The sequence below is a fragment of the Streptomyces sp. NPDC060064 genome (assembly GCF_042736455.1).
Lineage (GTDB): Bacteria > Actinomycetota > Actinomycetes > Streptomycetales > Streptomycetaceae > Streptomyces.
On the sequence record NZ_JBHWWF010000009.1, the window covers coordinates 1 to 17,978 of the forward strand.

General features: G+C 68.3%; 10 protein-coding genes, 1 tRNA gene and 1 rRNA gene. 11 read left to right on the top strand and 1 reads right to left on the bottom strand.

From position 1 onward, the window contains the following. The first annotated feature begins 162 nt into the window (after window positions 1-162). Both rrf and ACFWDI_RS13355 read left to right on the top strand, forming a co-directional pair. Window positions 163-279, top strand: a 5S ribosomal RNA gene (gene rrf / locus ACFWDI_RS13350). 245 nt (window positions 280-524) lie between these two features. Next, window positions 525-597: transfer RNA gene (locus ACFWDI_RS13355), tRNA-Thr, on the top strand. A gap of 47 nt (window positions 598-644) precedes the next feature. Here ACFWDI_RS13355 and ACFWDI_RS13360 read toward each other — a convergent pair. Continuing rightward, a complete protein-coding gene (locus ACFWDI_RS13360; protein WP_385303593.1) occupies window positions 645-3,299 on the bottom strand; it encodes a SpoIIE family protein phosphatase in 2,655 nt (884 codons plus the stop codon). A gap of 268 nt (window positions 3,300-3,567) precedes the next feature. Between ACFWDI_RS13360 and ACFWDI_RS13365 the strand changes: the two genes are divergently transcribed. The 9 genes from ACFWDI_RS13365 (at window position 3,568) to ACFWDI_RS13405 (ending at window position 17,783) form a co-directional block, all read left to right on the top strand. Continuing rightward, window positions 3,568-9,051, top strand: coding sequence for a HAMP domain-containing protein (locus ACFWDI_RS13365; RefSeq protein ID WP_385303595.1), 5,484 nt, complete (start codon window positions 3,568-3,570; stop codon window positions 9,049-9,051). Between the two features lie 244 nt (window positions 9,052-9,295). After that, entirely contained in the window at window positions 9,296-9,979 is a 684-nt protein-coding gene (locus tag ACFWDI_RS13370; RefSeq protein ID WP_327326436.1) for a response regulator, read from the top strand. A gap of 115 nt (window positions 9,980-10,094) precedes the next feature. Next, window positions 10,095-12,872, top strand: coding sequence for a DNA translocase FtsK (locus tag ACFWDI_RS13375; protein WP_385303597.1), 2,778 nt, complete (start codon window positions 10,095-10,097; stop codon window positions 12,870-12,872). A 198-nt stretch (window positions 12,873-13,070) separates the two neighbouring features. Next, a complete protein-coding gene (locus tag ACFWDI_RS13380) occupies window positions 13,071-13,919 on the top strand; it encodes a helix-turn-helix domain-containing protein (protein ID WP_385303598.1) in 849 nt (282 codons plus the stop codon). 93 nt (window positions 13,920-14,012) lie between these two features. Beyond that, window positions 14,013-15,479, top strand: coding sequence for a 30S ribosomal protein S12 methylthiotransferase RimO (rimO, locus tag ACFWDI_RS13385; RefSeq protein ID WP_385303600.1), 1,467 nt, complete (start codon window positions 14,013-14,015; stop codon window positions 15,477-15,479). Continuing rightward, on the top strand, window positions 15,476-16,162 hold the full coding sequence (gene pgsA / locus ACFWDI_RS13390; RefSeq protein ID WP_385303603.1) for a CDP-diacylglycerol--glycerol-3-phosphate 3-phosphatidyltransferase: 687 nt from the start codon (window positions 15,476-15,478) through the stop codon (window positions 16,160-16,162). The genes rimO and pgsA overlap by 4 nt, the downstream gene beginning before the upstream one ends. Beyond that, window positions 16,159-16,668, top strand: coding sequence for a CinA family protein (locus ACFWDI_RS13395; protein ID WP_385303605.1), 510 nt, complete (start codon window positions 16,159-16,161; stop codon window positions 16,666-16,668). Before pgsA ends, ACFWDI_RS13395 begins: the two co-directional genes overlap by 4 nt. Window positions 16,669-16,777: 109 nt before the next feature. Beyond that, a complete protein-coding gene (locus ACFWDI_RS13400; RefSeq protein ID WP_019889909.1) occupies window positions 16,778-17,161 on the top strand; it encodes a helix-turn-helix domain-containing protein in 384 nt (127 codons plus the stop codon). 151 nt (window positions 17,162-17,312) lie between these two features. Next, a complete protein-coding gene (locus ACFWDI_RS13405; protein ID WP_362689000.1) occupies window positions 17,313-17,783 on the top strand; it encodes a DNA starvation/stationary phase protection protein in 471 nt (156 codons plus the stop codon). The last annotated feature ends 195 nt before the right edge of the window (window positions 17,784-17,978 follow it).

The following is a 17,978-nucleotide window of genomic DNA, read 5'->3' on the forward strand; positions in this document are numbered from 1 at the left end:
GTTGATAGGCCAGATGTGGAAGCCGGGCAACCGGTGAAGCTGACTGGTACTAATAGGCCGAGGGCTTGTCCTCAGTTGCTCGCGTCCACTGTGTTAGTTCTGAAGCAACGAACTGTCGAGTCCCCCTCTGTGGGGATTCCGGGTCGTACATCTTCATAGAGTTTCGGTGGTCATAGCGTTAGGGAAACGCCCGGTTACATTCCGAACCCGGAAGCTAAGCCTTTCAGCGCCGATGGTACTGCAGGGGGGACCCTGTGGGAGAGTAGGACACCGCCGAACAATCATTGTGGGAAAGCCCCGCACCATTATGGTGCGGGGCTTTTCTGCGTTCAGGACCACTTCCGGGGAGAGTAGGACCGGTGCGTCGGCGATCCTGGGTGTGCTCGGACCGGTCCGCAAGGGTGCACGGGTGGCAGGAACCGTGGCAGCAGGGAAACGGCCGGCCCAGCGGAGTGGGTGGTGTGGATGGTTCTGAGCAGCCGGGTGTTCGGGGTATGATCTACCTCGTTGCCGCAGGGCAGCAGGCCCCAATAGCTCAGTCGGTAGAGCGTCTCCATGGTAAGGAGAAGGTCTACGGTTCGATTCCGTATTGGGGCTCGGCAAGGAAGAAGGCCCCCGCCAAGTGGCGGGGGCCTTCTTCGTGTTCAGGCTGTGTGCGGCTCCGGGATACGCATCGCGAGGATGGCCATGTCGTCGGAGGCGGGTTCGGCCGCGAAGCGCTCCACCGCGCGCAGGACGCGGGTGGCGACCGCTCCCGCCGTCAGGCCGGTGCAGGTCGTGAGGACGTCGATCAGACCGTCGTCGCCCAGCATGCGGGTGCCCTCGCGGCGTTCGGTGACGCCGTCCGTGACACAGAGCAGGACGTCGCCGGGGTCGAGGGTCACCATCTGCTCGTACAGCTCCAGGTCGTCCATGACGCCCAGGAGGGGCTGCGGCTCCGCTGCCGGTTCCACGCTGCCGTCCTGACGCAGACGCAGCGGCAGCGGGTGGCCGGCGCAGACGACCTTGAGGACCGCGCTGCCGTCCTCCTGCGGCCACAACTCCCCGTACAGGAGCGTGAGGAAGCGGCTGCGAGCGCCTTCGTCGAGGATCGCCGCGTTGAGGCGTTCGAGGACTGCGGGGCCGCCGAAGCCCTCGCGGGCGAGCAGGCGCAGTGCGTGGCGCGCGAGGCCGGTCACAGCCGCGGCTTCCGGGCCCGTACCGCACACGTCGCCGATGGCGAAGCCGTACGCGCCGTCACGGATGGGGAAGAGGTCGTAGAAGTCGCCGCCGACCTCGTTGCCTTCGCCGGCCGCGCGGTAGATGACCTCGACCTCGACGCCGGGGATCTGGGGCAGCCCCGGCGGCAGCAGGCTGCGCTGCAGGGCCTGGCTGATGGCTGTGCGCTCGGAGTACAGCCGGGCATTGTCGAGGGCGAGGGCCGCTCGCCGGGAGAGGTCCTCGGCGAGTTCCAGGATCTCCTGGCGGAAATGGTCGTCGGAGGGCTTGCCGAGGACCAGCATGCCGATGACACGGTTGCGGGCGACGAGCGGCAGGACGACCGTCTCGCCGCCGACGGCTGCGGCCGTGGCGCGTGTGGTGCCGATGCCGGAGGAGACCGGCGAAGTGGAGCCCAGGCCGAGTTCGCGCTTGGAGGTGCGCAGGGCCGCCTGTTGGGCGGCGTCGGCCGGAGCGGTCCAGACGCGGGCTCCTGGGGTGGGGACCGGGTCGGGCGGGTCGATTTTGGACAGGAGGGCCTTGAGGCCGTCGATGCGGTCCTCGTCCTCGTGGAGTACGTAGCTGAGATACGGCTCCGAAGCCTGGTCGGCGATCGTGTAGACGGCGCACCAGGTGGCGAGGGTGGGGACCGTCATCTGGGCCATCAGCGCCAGGGTTTGGTCGCGGTCGAGTGTTCCGGCGAGCAGGTCGGAAGCCTCGACGAGGAAGGAGAGCGAGCCGCGGCGCAGGCGCTCCAGCTCGCCCAGGCGGGCCGATTCGACGGCCAGGGCGATGCGGTCGGCCGCGAACTGGAGGCGCAGGGCCTCCTCGTTGGAGTAGCGGCCCGCGGATTCGGCGGCGACGCCGAGGGAGCCGGTGAGGCGGCCCTCGACCTTCAGCGGGACGGTGACGACCGAGCGCATCCCGGTGGAGTTGAGCAGCGGGACGGCGCCGGGGACGGCGGTGAGGTCCTCGTGGACGGCGGGCATTCTGGCTGAGCCGTAGCGGCCGGTGCCGGCTTCGACCGGGACACGGGCGAAGCGCTGGCGAGCCGAGGGGAGGCCGGTGGTGGCACGTACTTCCAGCTCGGTCTCGTCGTCGGTGGCCAGCAGCAGAAAGGCGGCGTCGCCGTCGAGCATGTCGCGGGCGCGCTCGACGGTGCGCTGGAGTAGGCCGTCGAGATCATCGGGGGCGGGAGAGCCGATGAAGACCTCGAAGGGGTCGGTGGCGTGGCTCTCGCTGCCCGTTTCGGTGACGGGGGCGCGCTGCGGGGTCTGGATGACGGCGCGTTCGTCGTCGCGTACGAGAAGGCAGACCGTGGAGGGCTCTCCGTTGGTGTCCCGTACCCGAAGGTGGGAGGCGTAGACGGGGACGACGCGGCCGTCGGTGCCGCGGATGCCGTAACTGCCTTCCCAGCGGGAGAGTTGGAGCGCCTCGACGATGCCGGTGCCGATGCCGGGGGTGTGCGGCCAGGCGGCGAAGTCGGTCAGCGGCTTGCCGATGACCTGCTCGGCGGCGTATCCGAAGAGGTGCTGGGCGTCCTCGTTCCAGACGGAGATCGAACCGCTGCGGTCGATCTGGGTGACGGCGACGCGTACGCGTTCGTCGGCCACCGGGAGCAGGGCGGTGGGCATGACCGGGCCGGCGGAGCGGGTGCCCACCGGACGCTGGGGGAGATCGAGTTGGAACCACACCTGTTTGTAGGTGGGGGTGTACTCGACGCCCCAGCGGGAGGCGAGGGCGGCGCACAGAAGGAGTCCCCGGCCGTTCTCGCGGTCGGGGCTGCCGAGTGACAGACCGGTGCCCTGGATCGGGATTTCGCGTTCGGGATAGCGGTCGGCGACTTCGACCCGTACGCCGTCCTCCGTACGCAGACAGAGAACGTCGGCCGAGGTGCCGGCGTGCACGACGGCATTGGTGACGAGCTCGCTGGTGAGGACGACCGCATCATCGACGACGTCGGCATACCCCCACCCCTGGAGGGTGTCGCGCACAAAGGCGCGGGCGGTCGCGACGGACCGTCCCACAGGGTCGAAGCTGGCAGCCGCCCGCGCGGTGATCACAGAACTCCTCGTACGCGTCTCGACGCCCGGCTCTGCCATGATCGGCCTGCCCCTCCCGGTGCCCGGTGGTAGTACTTGCGCCACCCCGCCCCCGCCGGGCGGACCGGAGCGGGTGGACAGCCGGATGCCAGGTTACTTACCTTCGCTGTCCGAGCGGATGCCGGTTACCGCTGTTTCCGCCCACCGAGGGCGGGGACGCTATGCGAAGCTGCCGAACTGTTATGGCCTGGTTCGGCCATGGTGAAACACTGGGCAGGCTTCCTGAGACAGCCCGGGCAGTACGGTCAACCCCTGCGGGAGGGACACGGTGGAGTCTGGCGTGGCGGCGCGTGGCAAAAACACGCGCGCGAAAAGCGGACGGGCCCGGAACAATGGGACAACCGAAGTGGACGCGGCAGCCCTGAACAGGCTGCTGGCGGCTTTGGTGTCGATGCGGGACGGGAACTTCCGCAGGCGCCTGACCGTGTCCGGCGACGGCGTTATGTCCGAAATCGCGGCGGTATTCAACGAGGTCGCCGACCGCAACCTCCACCTCACGGGTGAGCTCGCGCGTGTACGCAGGATGGTCGGGCGCGAGGGGAAGCTGACCGAGCGGCTGGAGACGGGGGCCTGCGAGGGCTCCTGGGCGGCCGCGATCGACGCCTCCAACGCCCTGGTGGACGATCTGGCGCGGCCGGTGTCCGAAGTGGGGCGGGTGCTCTCGGCGGTCGCTGAGGGCGACCTGGAGCAGCGTATGGAGCTGCGCTCGCACGCCGTGGACAGGGCGGACGGGTCCGACGGGTCGCTACGGCCGCTGCGCGGTGAGTTCCTGAAGGTCGCGCGGACCGTCAACAACCTGGTCGACCAGCTGTCGGCGTTCACCGACGAGGTGACGCGGGTGGCGCTGGAGGTCGGTACCGAGGGCAAACTCGGCGGCCAGGCCCAGGTGCGTGGAATGTCCGGTTCGTGGAAGGATCTCACGGATTCGGTCAACACCATGGCGTACCGGTTGACCGCACAGGTGCGTGACATTGCTCTCGTCACCACGGCGGTGGCCAAGGGCGATCTGTCGCGCAAGGTCACCGTCCATGTGGCCGGCGAGATGCTTCAGCTGAAGAACACCGTCAACACGATGGTCGACCAGCTGTCCTCCTTCTCCTCCGAGGTGACCCGGGTTGCCCGCGAGGTCGGCACGGAGGGCGAGCTCGGTGGCCAGGCGGCGGTGCCCGGTGTGGCAGGCGTGTGGAAAGACCTCACCGATTCGGTGAACACGATGGCTGGAAACCTCACCTCCCAGGTGCGCGGTATCGCCGAGGTGACCACGGCGGTCGCCAACGGCGATCTGTCGCAGAAGGTCACGGTCAGCGCGCGCGGTGAGGTGGCTCAACTCGCCGAGACGATCAACCAGATGACCGAGACGCTGCGTACGTTCGCGGACGAGGTCACCCGGGTGGCGAGCGAGGTCGGGGCCGAGGGCCTGCTCGGCGGGCAGGCGCAGGTGCCGGGCGCCGCCGGGACCTGGAAGGACCTGACCGACTCGGTGAACACCGTCTTCCGCAATCTGACCACTCAGGTGCGGGACATCGCGCAGGTGACGACGGCGGTGGCGAACGGTGATCTGTCGCAGAAGGTCACGGTCGATGTCGCGGGCGAGATGCTCGAGCTGAAGAACACCGTCAACACGATGGTGGACCAGCTGCAGTCCTTCGGTTCCCAGGTGACGCGGGTGGCCCGGGAGGTCGGCGTCGAGGGCCGGCTGGGCGGGCAGGCCGAGGTGCCGGGTGCGGCGGGGACGTGGAAGGACCTCACCGACTCGGTGAACACCGCGTTCCGCAACCTCACCGGCCAGGTGCGGGACATCGCGCAGGTGACGACGGCGGTCGCCAATGGTGATCTGTCGCAGAAGGTCACGGTCGATGTCGCGGGCGAGATGCTCGAGCTGAAGAACACCGTCAACACGATGGTGGCGCAGCTGTCCTCGTTCGCCGATCAGGTCACGCGGATGGCGCGGGACGTGGGTACGGAGGGCCGCCTCGGCGGTCAGGCGCGCGTCGACGGCGTCAGTGGTACGTGGAAGGAACTCACCGACTCCGTCAACTTCATGGCGGGGAACCTGACTTCGCAGGTGCGGCAGATCGCCCAGGTGACGACTGCCGTGGCCCGCGGTGATCTGTCGCAGAAGATCGACGTGGATGCGCGTGGCGAGATCCTGGAGCTGAAGAACACCATCAACACGATGGTCGACCAGCTCTCCGCGTTCGCCGAGCAGGTGACCCGGGTGGCCCGCGAGGTGGGCACGGACGGCCGACTCGGCGGCCAGGCGCAGGTGCCTGGCGTCGCCGGTGTGTGGCGCGATCTGACCGACTCCGTGAACGGTATGGCCGAGAACCTCACCGGCCAGGTCCGTAACATCGCGCAGGTCGCCACCGCCGTGGCCCGCGGTGATCTGTCGCAGAAGATCGACGTGGATGCGCGCGGCGAGATCCTGGAGCTGAAGAACACCCTCAACACGATGGTGGACCAGCTGTCGAACTTCGCGGAGCAGGTGACCCGGGTGGCCCGCGAGGTGGGCACCGAGGGCATCCTCGGCGGCCAGGCCGAGGTGCAGGGTGTCTCCGGCACCTGGAAGGACCTCACGCAGTCCGTCAACTTCATGGCCAACAACCTGACTTCGCAGGTGCGCAATATCGCCGAGGTGACCACCGCGGTGGCCAAGGGCGACCTGTCGAAGAAGATCACCGTCGATGCCAAGGGCGAGATCCTCGAGCTGGTGACGACGGTCAATACGATGGTCGACCAGCTGCTGGACTTCGCCGACGAGGTGACCAGGGTCGCCCGTGAGGTGGGTACGGAAGGTGTGCTGGGCGGTCAGGCGCGGGTGCGAGGTGTCACCGGCATCTGGAAGGACCTCAGCGACAACGTCAACCTGATGGCCAACAACCTGACCAATCAGGTGCGGAACATTTCGCGGGTCTCTGCGGCGGTCGCCAACGGTGATCTGACGAAGAAGGTGACGGTCGAGGCGAGCGGCGAGGTCGCCGAGCTCGCCGACACCGTCAACACCATGGTGACGACGCTGTCGTCGTTCGCCGACGAGGTGACCCGGGTGGCCCGCGAGGTGGGCACCGAGGGCGAACTGGGCGGCCAGGCCCATGTGCCGGGCGTCTCCGGAACCTGGAGGGACCTCACCGAGTCCGTGAACTCGATGGCGTCCAATCTGACCGGCCAGGTGCGGCAGATCGCCACGGTCACCACCGCCATCGCCAAGGGCGACCTCACCAGGAAGATCGACATCGATGCGCGGGGCGAGATCCTCGAGCTGAAGACCACCATCAACACCATGGTCGACCAGCTGTCCTCGTTCGCCGAGGAGGTCACCCGGGTGGCCCGTGAGGTGGGTACGGACGGGCAGCTCGGCGGTCAGGCGCGGGTGCGGGACGTCGACGGCACCTGGCGCGACCTCACCGAATCGGTGAACGAGATGGCCGGGAACCTCACCCGCCAGGTGCGAGCGATCGCGGCCGTCGCGACCGCGGTGACCCGCGGCGATCTGAACCTCAAGATCGATGTGGACGCGGCGGGCGAGATCCAGGTTCTGCAGGACAACATCAACACGATGATCGCGAACCTCCGCGACACCACCCTCGCCAATGAGGAACAGGACTGGCTCAAGGGCAACCTGGCCCGTATCTCGGGTCTGATGCAGGGCAGGCGCGACCTGGACGACGTGGCTTCGCTGATCATGAGCGAGCTCACGCCGGTCGTCTCGGCGCAGCACGGCGCGTTCTTCCTGGCGATGGCGACGGGCAGCGGCGCGGATGTGTCGGTCGCCGGGGAGATGTCGTACGAGCTGTGCATGCGCGGCAGTTACGGCTACTCCGCGGGTCTGATGCCCACGTCGTTCCGGCCGGGCGAGACCCTCATCGGCACCGCCGCCGAGGAGAAGCGGACCATCCAGGTCAATGTGCCGCCGGGCTATCTGAGGATCTCCTCGGGGCTCGGTGAGGCCTCGCCGGCGTATGTGATCGTGCTGCCGGTGCTGTTCGAGGGGAAGGTCCTCGGTGTGATCGAGCTGGCGTCGTTCCAGCCCTTCACGCAGATCCAGCGGGACTTCCTGAATCAGATCGCCGAGATGATCGCGACAAGCGTCAACACCATCAGCGTCAATACGAAGACCGAGGTGCTGCTCAAGCAGTCACAGGAGCTGACCGAGCAGCTGCGTGAGCGCTCCGCGGAGCTGGAGAACCGGCAGAAGGCACTGCAGGCCTCCAACGCCGAGCTGGAGGAGAAGGCCGAGCTGCTGGCGCAGCAGAACCGTGACATCGAGGTGAAGAACACCGAGATCGAAGAGGCCAGGCAGGTGCTGGAGGAGCGCGCCGAGCAGCTCGCGGTCTCGATGCGCTACAAGTCGGAGTTCCTGGCGAACATGTCGCACGAGCTGCGTACGCCGCTCAACTCCCTTCTGATCCTTGCCAAGTTGCTCGCGGACAACGCCGAGGGCAACCTCTCGCCGAAGCAGGTGGAGTTCGCCGAGACGATCCATGGCGCGGGCTCCGATCTGCTGCAGCTGATCAACGACATCCTCGATCTGTCGAAGGTCGAGGCGGGCAAGATGGACGTCAGCCCGACCCGTATCGCGTTGGTGCAGCTTGTCGACTATGTGGAGGCGACGTTCCGGCCGTTGACCGCGGAGAAGGGTCTCGACTTCTCCGTACGGGTGTCGCCGGAGCTGCCGGCGACGCTGCATACCGACGAGCAGCGGCTGCTGCAGGTGCTGCGCAACCTCCTGTCCAACGCGGTGAAGTTCACCGACAGTGGCGCGGTGGAGCTGGTGATCCGGCCGGCCAGCGCGGATGTGCCGCAGTCGATCCGCGAACAGCTGCTGGAGGCCGGTTCGCTACGGGACGCGGACGGCGATCTGATCGCTTTCTCGGTCACCGACACCGGTATCGGCATCGCGGCCGGCAAGATGCGCGTGATCTTCGAGGCGTTCAAGCAGGCCGACGGCACGACGAGCCGTAAGTACGGGGGTACGGGCCTGGGTCTGTCGATCAGCCGGGAGATCGCGCGGCTGCTCGGCGGCGAGATCCATGCGGCGAGCGAACCGGGCCGCGGCTCGACGTTCACCCTTTATCTGCCCCTTCACCCGAGCGAACTGCCGCCGCAGGGTTACCCTCAGCTCGCCCCCGGCGCCGTCGCCCCGCAGGGCGCCGCCGACGACGGTGTGGAGGACTTGGGCCGGCAGGCGCAGCCGGTCGCGTCCGCCGACGCCCATGCCGGCCCGGCGGCGCTGTTCCGGCGCCGCCGCAAGGCGCTGGGCGCCGTGGACCAGCGGTCGGCGCTGCCCGGCCAGCCGGGTGGGCCCGCGGCGGGTCAGGAGCAGTGGGCAGCGAACGGCAGCCAGGAGACTCCGGATCCGCGGCGGACCTTCACCTTCGACGGCGAGAAGGTGCTGATCGTCGATGACGACATCCGCAATGTCTTCGCGCTCACCAGCGTGCTGGAGCAGCACGGGCTGTCGGTGCTGTACGCGGAGAACGGCCGCGAGGGCATCGAAGTGCTGGAGCAGCATGACGATGTGACGGTCGTACTGATGGACATCATGATGCCGGAGATGGACGGGTACGCGACGACGACGGCGATCCGCAGGATGCCGCAGTTCGCCGGTCTGCCGATCATCGCGCTCACCGCGAAGGCGATGAAGGGCGACCGGGAGAAGGCCATCGAGTCGGGTGCTTCCGACTATGTCACCAAGCCGGTGGATCCCGACCATTTGCTCTCGGTGATGGAGCAGTGGATGCGCGGGGAGTGATCGATGACCGCACGATTCCCGGCGAGTTGCTGACTGACTGTGGCCGAAGGCGTGTGAGACGGCGGTATTCGGGGAACCTTCTGGTCTCCCGCTGCGTTTCTGCTACGTGCACAGTGACATCGCGGTGACAGGGTGTGGCGACAGGCGGGGTGCGGCTACCATGACCGGCACAAGGACGGGCGACGCAAGGGAGTCGTCCCCTGGGGCGGCGCCCGGTGCACATCCGGGGCGAGGAGGGCGGGCCATGGTGCAGAAGGCCAAGATCCTCCTGGTCGATGACCGGCCGGAGAATCTGCTGGCGCTGGAGGCCATCCTCTCTGCGCTCGATCAGACACTGGTGCGGGCATCGTCAGGGGAGGAAGCGCTCAAAGCGCTGCTGACGGACGACTTTGCGGTCATTCTGCTGGATGTCCAGATGCCGGGCATGGACGGATTCGAGACGGCCGCGCACATCAAGCGGCGCGAGCGGACCCGGGACATCCCGATCATCTTTCTCACCGCGATCAACCACGGCCCGCACCACACCTTCCGGGGTTATGCCGCGGGCGCGGTCGACTACATCTCCAAGCCGTTCGACCCGTGGGTGCTGCGGGCGAAGGTCTCGGTCTTCGTCGAGCTCTATATGAAGAACTGCCAACTGCGTGAGCAGGCCGCCCTGCTGCGGCTGCAGCTGGAGGGCGGCGGCCAGGCGAGTCCGGGCGACACCAAGGAGCCGGCAGGCCTCCTCGCTGAGCTTTCCGCACGGCTTGCGGCAGTTGAGGAGCAGGCGGAAGCGCTGTCCAAACAGCTCGACGACGACTCGGCGGACGCCGCGGCCGTCGCAACCGCGGCCCATCTCGAACGCAAACTGACCGGTCTGCGCCGGGCGCTGGACGCGCTGGAGCCCGGCACCGGCGGCGGCGCGCCGACACTCCCCTCGCAGAACTGAACGGCTGCCCCACGCTTGAAGGGGCGTCAGCTTCGCGCCTCCATCCGGGCGACACGAACGGGTGAAGCAGTGGGCACACGTGTCCCCTGCCGTCGACACCGGTAACCTCACCACCATGGCCTCACGTACGTCCGGCAAGGGTTCCCAGGGCGCGGCGGGCACCGCGAAGCCGCGCGCCGGCCGTACGACCGGCGCCGCGAAGAAGGCGGCGCCCGCCAAGAAGTCCGCCGCGAAGAAGAGCGCGCCCGCGAAGAAGGCTCCCGCCAAAAAGGCAGCGGCCAGGAAAGCTGCTGCGCCGAAGCCGGCACCGTCCCCCACGGGCGGCGTGTACCGGCTCGCGCGCGCTCTCTGGCTCGGCCTCGCACACGCGGTGGGGGCGATGTTCCGCGGCATAGGGCGCGGCGCGAAAGGACTCGACCCGGCGCACCGCAAGGACGGTCTGGCGCTGCTGCTCCTCGGTCTGGCGCTGATCGTCGCCGCCGGCACCTGGTCCAATCTGAGCGGTCCGGTCGGCGACCTCGTCGAGATGCTGGTGACCGGCGCCTTCGGCCGGCTCGATCTGCTCGTGCCGATACTGCTGACCGCCATCGCCGTGCGCCTGATCCTCTATCCCGAGAAGCCCGAGGCCAACGGCCGGATCGTCATCGGACTGTCCGCACTTGTCATCGGCGTCCTCGGCCAGGTCCATATCGCCTGCGGCTCACCGGGCCGCGAGGACGGCACCGAGGCGATGCAGGACGCGGGCGGGCTGATCGGCTGGGCCGCCTCCAAGCCGCTGATCTTCACCATGGGCGAGGTACTGGCCGTACCGCTGCTCGTGCTGCTCACGCTCTTCGGTCTGCTCGTGGTCACCGCGACGCCCGTCAACGCCATTCCGCAGCGGCTGCGGCTGCTCGGCTCCAGGCTGGGTATCACCGAACCGCCGTACGACGCCGGGGCTGAGGCCACGGACGACGACGAGCGGTACGAGGATCAGTGGCGCGATGCCGTGCCCGCCCGTAGGCGCCGCTCGTCCGCGCGCCGGAGCGAGGAGTCGGCGGAGTTCGACGCGGACCATGCGGAGGAGGAGGCGTTCGCCAAACGCCGGCGGCCGCGCAGGGCCTCTGTGCAGCCTGCCCTGAACCGTCCGATGGACGCCGTGGACGTGGCCGCGGCGGCGGCCGCGGCACTCGACGGGGCCGTACTGAACGGCATGCCGCCCTCGCCGCTCGTCGCCGATCTCACCCGGGATGTCACCGCCGAACGACAGCGGGCCGCCACCCCCGTACCGAACGCGCGTGAGCCCGAACAGCCGGAGCCGAAGGAGCGCGAGCAGCGGGAACGCGGGTCGAAGTCGTCCGTTCCGGACCTGACCAAGCCCGCGCCCGACGAGTCCCACCCCCTGCCGCCGCGCGCCGAGCAGCTGCAGCTCGCCGGCGACATCACCTACGCGCTGCCCTCCCTCGACCTGCTGGAGCGGGGTGGCCCCGGCAAGACGCGCAGCGCCGCCAATGACGCGGTCGTCGCCTCGCTCAGCAATGTCTTCATGGAGTTCAAGGTCGACGCGGCGGTCACCGGCTTCACCCGCGGCCCGACGGTCACCCGGTACGAGGTGGAGCTGGGCCCGGCCGTGAAGGTCGAGCGGATCACCGCGCTCACCAAGAACATCGCGTACGCCGTCGCCAGCCCGGACGTACGGATCATCTCCCCGATCCCCGGCAAGTCCGCGGTCGGCATCGAGATCCCGAACTCCGACCGCGAGATGGTCAACCTCGGCGACGTACTGCGTCTCGCGGACGCCGCAGGGGACGAGCACCCGATGCTGGTCGCGCTCGGCAAGGACGTCGAGGGCGGCTATGTGATGGCCAACCTCGCGAAGATGCCGCACATGCTGGTCGCGGGCGCGACCGGCTCCGGAAAGTCGTCCTGCATCAACTGCCTGATCACCTCGGTGATGGTGCGGGCGACGCCGGAGGACGTACGGATGGTGCTCGTCGACCCCAAGCGGGTCGAGCTCACCGCGTACGAGGGCATTCCGCACCTGATCACGCCGATCATCACCAACCCCAAGCGGGCCGCGGAGGCCCTGCAGTGGGTGGTACGAGAGATGGATCTGCGCTACGACGACCTCGCGGCGTACGGCTACCGGCACATCGACGACTTCAACCAGGCCATCAGGAACGGCAAGGTCAAACCGCCGGAGGGCAGTGAGCGCGAGCTCACCCCGTACCCGTATCTGCTGGTGATCGTCGACGAGCTCGCGGATCTGATGATGGTCGCGCCGCGCGATGTCGAGGACGCCATTGTCCGTATCACCCAGCTGGCGCGCGCGGCCGGCATCCATCTGGTACTGGCGACCCAGCGGCCGTCGGTCGATGTCGTCACCGGTCTGATCAAGGCGAATGTGCCCTCGCGACTCGCCTTCGCGACCTCCTCGCTCGCCGACAGCCGGGTCATCCTGGACCAGCCGGGCGCGGAGAAGCTGATCGGCAAGGGCGACGGGCTCTTCCTCCCGATGGGTGCCAACAAGCCCACCCGTATGCAGGGCGCCTTCGTGACCGAGGACGAAGTCGCGGCGGTGGTGCAGCACTGCAAGGATCAGATGGCGCCGGTCTTCCGCGAGGACGTGGTGGTCGGGACGAAGCAGAAGAAGGAGATCGACGAGGACATCGGCGACGACCTCGATCTGCTCTGCCAGGCCGCCGAGCTGGTCGTATCCACCCAGTTCGGGTCGACCTCAATGCTCCAGCGGAAGCTGCGTGTCGGCTTCGCGAAGGCGGGCAGACTGATGGATCTAATGGAGTCACGGAACATCGTCGGGCCGAGCGAGGGCTCGAAGGCACGCGATGTTCTGGTGAAACCGGACGAACTGGATGGAGTGCTCGCCGTCATACGCGGGGAGTCTGACTCTTAGATTCTTAAGGGTCCGGAGAGCAACCGTTTCCCCCACTCGTACGTCAAGTTGGAGGGAGGGACAGACAGATGTCCCACCATCACGGATGTCCGGCCATTCTGATGGCGTACAAAGTCCCTCCGCCCGGTTGCCCCACCCTTTCGTACCACCCATAGACTGAACCTCCAGCAGGTGGTTACACGCTCGAAAGGCGCCCCCGTGTCCATCGGCAACTCCCCCGAAGACGACCGGCCTTCAATCGAAGACGACCGGCCTTCGACCGACGACGACCGGCCTTCGATCGGTCGAGCGCTCCAGCAGGCCCGCATCGACGCGGGTCTGACCGTTGACGAGGTCACGACCTCCACCCGGGTGCGCATTCCCATCGTGCACGGGATCGAAGAGGACGACTTCTCCCGCTGCGGCGGCGATGTCTACGCCCGCGGGCATATCCGCTCGCTGGCGCGTGCCGTCGGACTCGACCCCGATCCGCTCGTCGCGCAGTACGACGCGGAGCACGGCGGACGGCCTGCGCCGACGCCTGCCGCGCCGCTCTTCGAGGCCGAACGCATCCGCCCGGAACGGCGCCGCCCCAACTGGACCGCGGCCATGGTCGCCGCGATCGTCGCCGTGATCGGCTTTGTCGCCTTCACGCTCTTCAACGGCGCCGACAACGGCAGCAAGGGCAATCACGTCGCGGAGGGCCCGGCGCCCGAGCAGAAGCCCAGCCCGCCGCGGCCGTCCACGAGCAAGCCCGCCGACCCCAAGCCCGACCCCTCGGACAGTGCCATCGCGGCGGTGCCGAAGGACAAGGTGACGGTGAAGCTCTCCGTCCTGGACGACAAGAGCTGGATCTCCGCCAAGTCGCACAACGGCAAGCTGCTCTTCGACGGGACGCTGCTCAAGGGCGAGTCCAAGACCTTCCAGGACGACGAGCGGGTCGATCTCATCCTCGGGAACGCCGGGGCGATCGAGCTGTTCGTGAACGGCAAGAAGGTCGAGGACCAGTTCGAGACCGGTCAGGTCGAGCGGCTGTCGTACACGAAGGGCGACCCCGAGGTCGGCTAGCAGGCCGCTGCTGGAGGGCACCCCTGGAGGCGTGCGGAGGGCCGACAGCCCTCGGGGCCAGGGCGTGGGTCAGGACAAAGTAGTCTTGAGCCCATGCCCGAACGCCGTACCGTCGCCCTTGTCACTCTCGGCTGCGCCCGTAACGAGGTGGACTCGGAGGAGCTCGCAGGCCGCTTGGCAGCGGACGGCTGGGAGCTCGTCGAGGAAGCCTCCGACGCGGATGTCGCAGTCGTCAACACCTGCGGATTCGTCGAGGCCGCCAAAAAGGACTCCGTCGACGCCCTGCTGGAAGCCAACGATCTGAAGGACCACGGCAAGACCCAGGCCGTGGTCGCCGTCGGCTGCATGGCCGAGCGGTACGGCAAGGAGCTCGCCGAGGCGCTGCCCGAGGCGGACGGAGTGCTCGGCTTCGACGACTACGCCGATATCTCCGACCGACTGCAGACCATCCTCAATGGCGGAATCCACGCCTCCCACACCCCGCGCGACCGGCGGAAGCTGCTTCCGCTGAGCCCGGTCGAGCGGCAGGACGCCACCGATGTGGCGCTGCCCGGGCACGGTGAGGTCGCGCCGGCCCCCGAGGACCTTCCCGAAGGTGTCGCTCCGGTGTCCGGGCCGCGTGCGCCGCTCCGGCGCCGCCTGGGCACCAGCCCCGTCGCCTCGGTGAAGCTTGCGTCCGGCTGCGACCGGCGCTGCTCCTTCTGCGCCATCCCGTCCTTCCGCGGCTCCTTCATCTCGCGCCGGCCCAGCGATGTGCTCGGCGAGACGCGCTGGCTGGCCGAGCAGGGCGTCAAGGAGATCATGCTGGTCTCGGAGAACAACACCTCGTACGGCAAGGACCTCGGCGACATCCGTCTGCTGGAGACCCTGCTTCCGGAGCTTTCCGAGGTGGACGGGATCGAGCGGGTGCGGGTCAGTTATCTGCAGCCCGCCGAGATGCGGCCCGGACTGATCGACGTCCTCACCTCGACGCCGAAGATCGCGCCGTACTTCGACCTCTCCTTCCAGCACTCGGCGCCGGGCGTGCTGCGCGCGATGCGGCGCTTCGGTGACACCGAGCGGTTCCTGGAGCTGCTGGAGACCGTCCGCGGCAAGGCTCCGCAGGCGGGTGTGCGGTCCAACTTCATCGTCGGCTTCCCCGGCGAGACCGAGGCGGACTTCGCCGAGCTGGAACGCTTCCTCACCGGGGCGCGGCTCGATGCCATCGGCGTCTTCGGCTACTCCGACGAGGACGGCACCGAAGCCGTCTCGTACGACAACAAGATCGACGCCGACGTCATCGCGGAGCGGCTCGAGCACCTCTCCCGGCTCGCGGAGGAGCTGACCGCCCAGCGCGCCGAGGAGCGGCTCGGCGAGAGCCTCGAAGTGCTGGTCGAGTCGGTGGACGGCGAGGACGGTGCGGTGGGCCGCGCTGCGCACCAGGCGCCGGAGACGGACGGTCAGGTGATCTTCACCACGAGCCGCGGGCTTGTCCCCGGCCGTATGGTCGAGGCGAAGGTCATGGGTACGGAAGGCGTCGACCTGGTGGCCGAGTGTCTTGACGAGGAGGCGGGCAGATGACCGGAGTGCCGGCATCCGCGGGCGGCACCGGTAGGCCGGCGCCCGGCGGCAAGCTGGGCGCTGCGGCCGTCAATCAGGCCAGCCTGTGGAACATCGCCAACATCCTCACCATGGTGCGGCTGGTGCTCGTGCCCGGCTTCGTCATGCTGATGCTGCAGGACGGCGGCTATGACCCGGCCTGGCGTGCCTGGGCGTGGGCGGCGTTCGCCGTCGCCATGATCACCGACATCTTCGACGGCCATCTGGCACGTACGTACAACCTGGTCACCGACTTCGGGAAGATCGCCGATCCGATCGCCGACAAGGCGATCATGGCCGCCGGGCTGATCTGCCTGTCGGCGCTCGGGGATCTGCCGTGGTGGGTGACCGGCGTCATTCTCTTCCGTGAGCTCGGGATCACGCTGATGCGGTTCTGGGTGATCCGGCACGGGATCATTCCGGCCAGCCGCGGCGGCAAGATGAAGACGCTCGCGCAGGGCACGGCGGTGGGGATGTACGTCCTCGCGCTGACCGGGCCGCTGGCCACGCTGCGCTTCTGGGTGATGGCGCTCGCCGTCCTGCTGACGGTGGTCACCGGCCTCGACTATGTGCGACAGGCGATTGTGCTGAGGCGCCGGGGGCTCGCCGCGGAGCGCGTGGCCGCAGGGGACGCGGCGGCGGAGGAAGCGCGGGACGCACGGTGAAGACGGCGGCTCGGGTGCTGACTCTGCTCGCGGAGCGTGGCGAGACGCTGGCCGTCGCCGAGTCGCTGACCGGCGGCCTGGTGGCCGCCGAGCTCACCTCCGTACCGGGTGCCTCGAAGTCCTTCCGTGGCTCTGTCACGGCGTACGCAACCACTCTCAAGAGGGAAGTTCTGCGGGTCGACGGGGCCCTCCTGGCGGAGCGCGGCGCGGTGGATCCCGAGGTCGCACGGCAGATGGCGGCCGGTGTACGGGAGGTGCTGGGTGCCGGCTGGGGGATCGCGACCACGGGTGTAGCGGGGCCGGATCCACAGGACGGACAGCCCGTCGGGACGGTCTATGTGGCCGTTGCTGGGCCGAATGGCATGGCGAAAGTCGCCGCACTGCGGTTGAACGGTGACAGGGCGGAAATCCGTAGAGAGTGTGTACGGAGCGTGCTCGAGCTGCTCTCCGGCGAACTGCACGAAAATGCGCGGACACAGGATACGGAACAGAACGGGGGGACTTGATGTTTGCAGCCCTGAGTGAACACGACATCGCTCCCCGCACGGCCGCGGCACGAGGCGGTACGGTGGGGCGTGAAGGATGCGGCTACGCGGTCCGAGGAGGGAGCCACCGATGATTCTGCTCCGTCGCCTGCTGGGTGACGTGCTGCGTCGGCAGCGCCAGCGCCAGGGCCGTACTCTGCGCGAAGTCTCCTCGTCCGCCCGAGTATCGCTCGGCTATCTCTCCGAGGTGGAACGGGGGCAGAAGGAGGCTTCCTCCGAGCTGCTCTCCGCGATCTGCGACGCGCTTGACGTACGGATGTCCGAGCTCATGCGCGAAGTGAGCGACGAGCTGTCACTGGCCGAACTGGCCGAGTCGGCAGCGGCGAGCGAACCGGTGCCTGCGCCAGTACGCCCGATGCTCAATTCCGTCTCCGTGACGTCGGTGGCGGGTGTGCCGACGGAGCGGGTGACCATCAAGGCGCCTGCGGAGGCGGTCGACGTCGTCGCCGCCTGAATCCGTACGGCTTGGTTTACAGCTGGGCCCCGACTGGTACTCGAGTGCTGGTCGGGGCTTTCGCTTTCTCCGGATGCCCGTTTTTGGGTGTTTGTGTCATCGTGGATGGTGTCTGCGGAGCCAGTAGCTGTGTACCGAGTGGAGGACATGGATGTCTGTCGTGAAGAGCCCTCTGTCAGAGGTGGACCTCAAGACGGTCGGCAACGCGCTGCGTGGAGCGCTCGTGGACCTGGTGGATCTCTCGCTGGTGGCGAAGCAGGTCCACTGGAATGTGGTCGGCCCACGCTTCAGGTCTATCCATCTGCAGCTCGACGAGGTCGTGGCTACGGCCCGGCTGCACTCCGACACGGTGGCCGAGCGGGCGTCGGCGATCGGGGTGCCGCCGGACGGGCGGGCCGCGACGGTGGCGGCGCAGAGCGCGATCGGCGCGGTGCCTGAGGGATGGGTCAAGGACACGGACGCCGTACAGGTCCTGGTGGACGCGCTGGGCGCGGTGATCGGGCGGATGCGGGAGCGGATCGTGGCGACGGCGGACCCGGATCCGGTGACCCAGGACATTCTGATCGGGCTCACGGCGGACCTGGAGAAGCACGCGTGGATGTTCCAGGCGGAGAGCGCGTAGGCGTATGCGCCCTGGCCGGGCGGTCGGGGTCGGCCTCGGCGGCCGCGCCGGGGGCGCGGCGGCAAACGCCCTCCAGGCACTGCGGACTTCGGCTTGTCGTCGCACTCTGGAGTGATGGGAAGTGAGGGGACCAGCGCTCCGCGCGCCGGGTTGTCCATCCGTGCGCCCTCCCGCCGGGTGATCGCGCCGGGCTGG

What these genes read in the sequence shown, in the direction of transcription:
- ACFWDI_RS13360 (WP_385303593.1), bottom strand. Translation starts at nt 3,299, where the DNA reads ATGGCAGAGCCGGGCGTCGAGACGCGTACGAGGAGTTCTGTGATCACC.
- ACFWDI_RS13370 (WP_327326436.1), top strand. Translation starts at nt 9,296, where the DNA reads ATGGTGCAGAAGGCCAAGATCCTCCTGGTCGATGACCGGCCGGAGAAT.
- ACFWDI_RS13375 (WP_385303597.1), top strand. Translation starts at nt 10,095, where the DNA reads ATGGCCTCACGTACGTCCGGCAAGGGTTCCCAGGGCGCGGCGGGCACC.
- rimO (WP_385303600.1), top strand. Translation starts at nt 14,013, where the DNA reads ATGCCCGAACGCCGTACCGTCGCCCTTGTCACTCTCGGCTGCGCCCGT.
- pgsA (WP_385303603.1), top strand. Translation starts at nt 15,476, where the DNA reads ATGACCGGAGTGCCGGCATCCGCGGGCGGCACCGGTAGGCCGGCGCCC.
- ACFWDI_RS13400 (WP_019889909.1), top strand. Translation starts at nt 16,778, where the DNA reads ATGATTCTGCTCCGTCGCCTGCTGGGTGACGTGCTGCGTCGGCAGCGC.
- ACFWDI_RS13405 (WP_362689000.1), top strand. Translation starts at nt 17,313, where the DNA reads ATGTCTGTCGTGAAGAGCCCTCTGTCAGAGGTGGACCTCAAGACGGTC.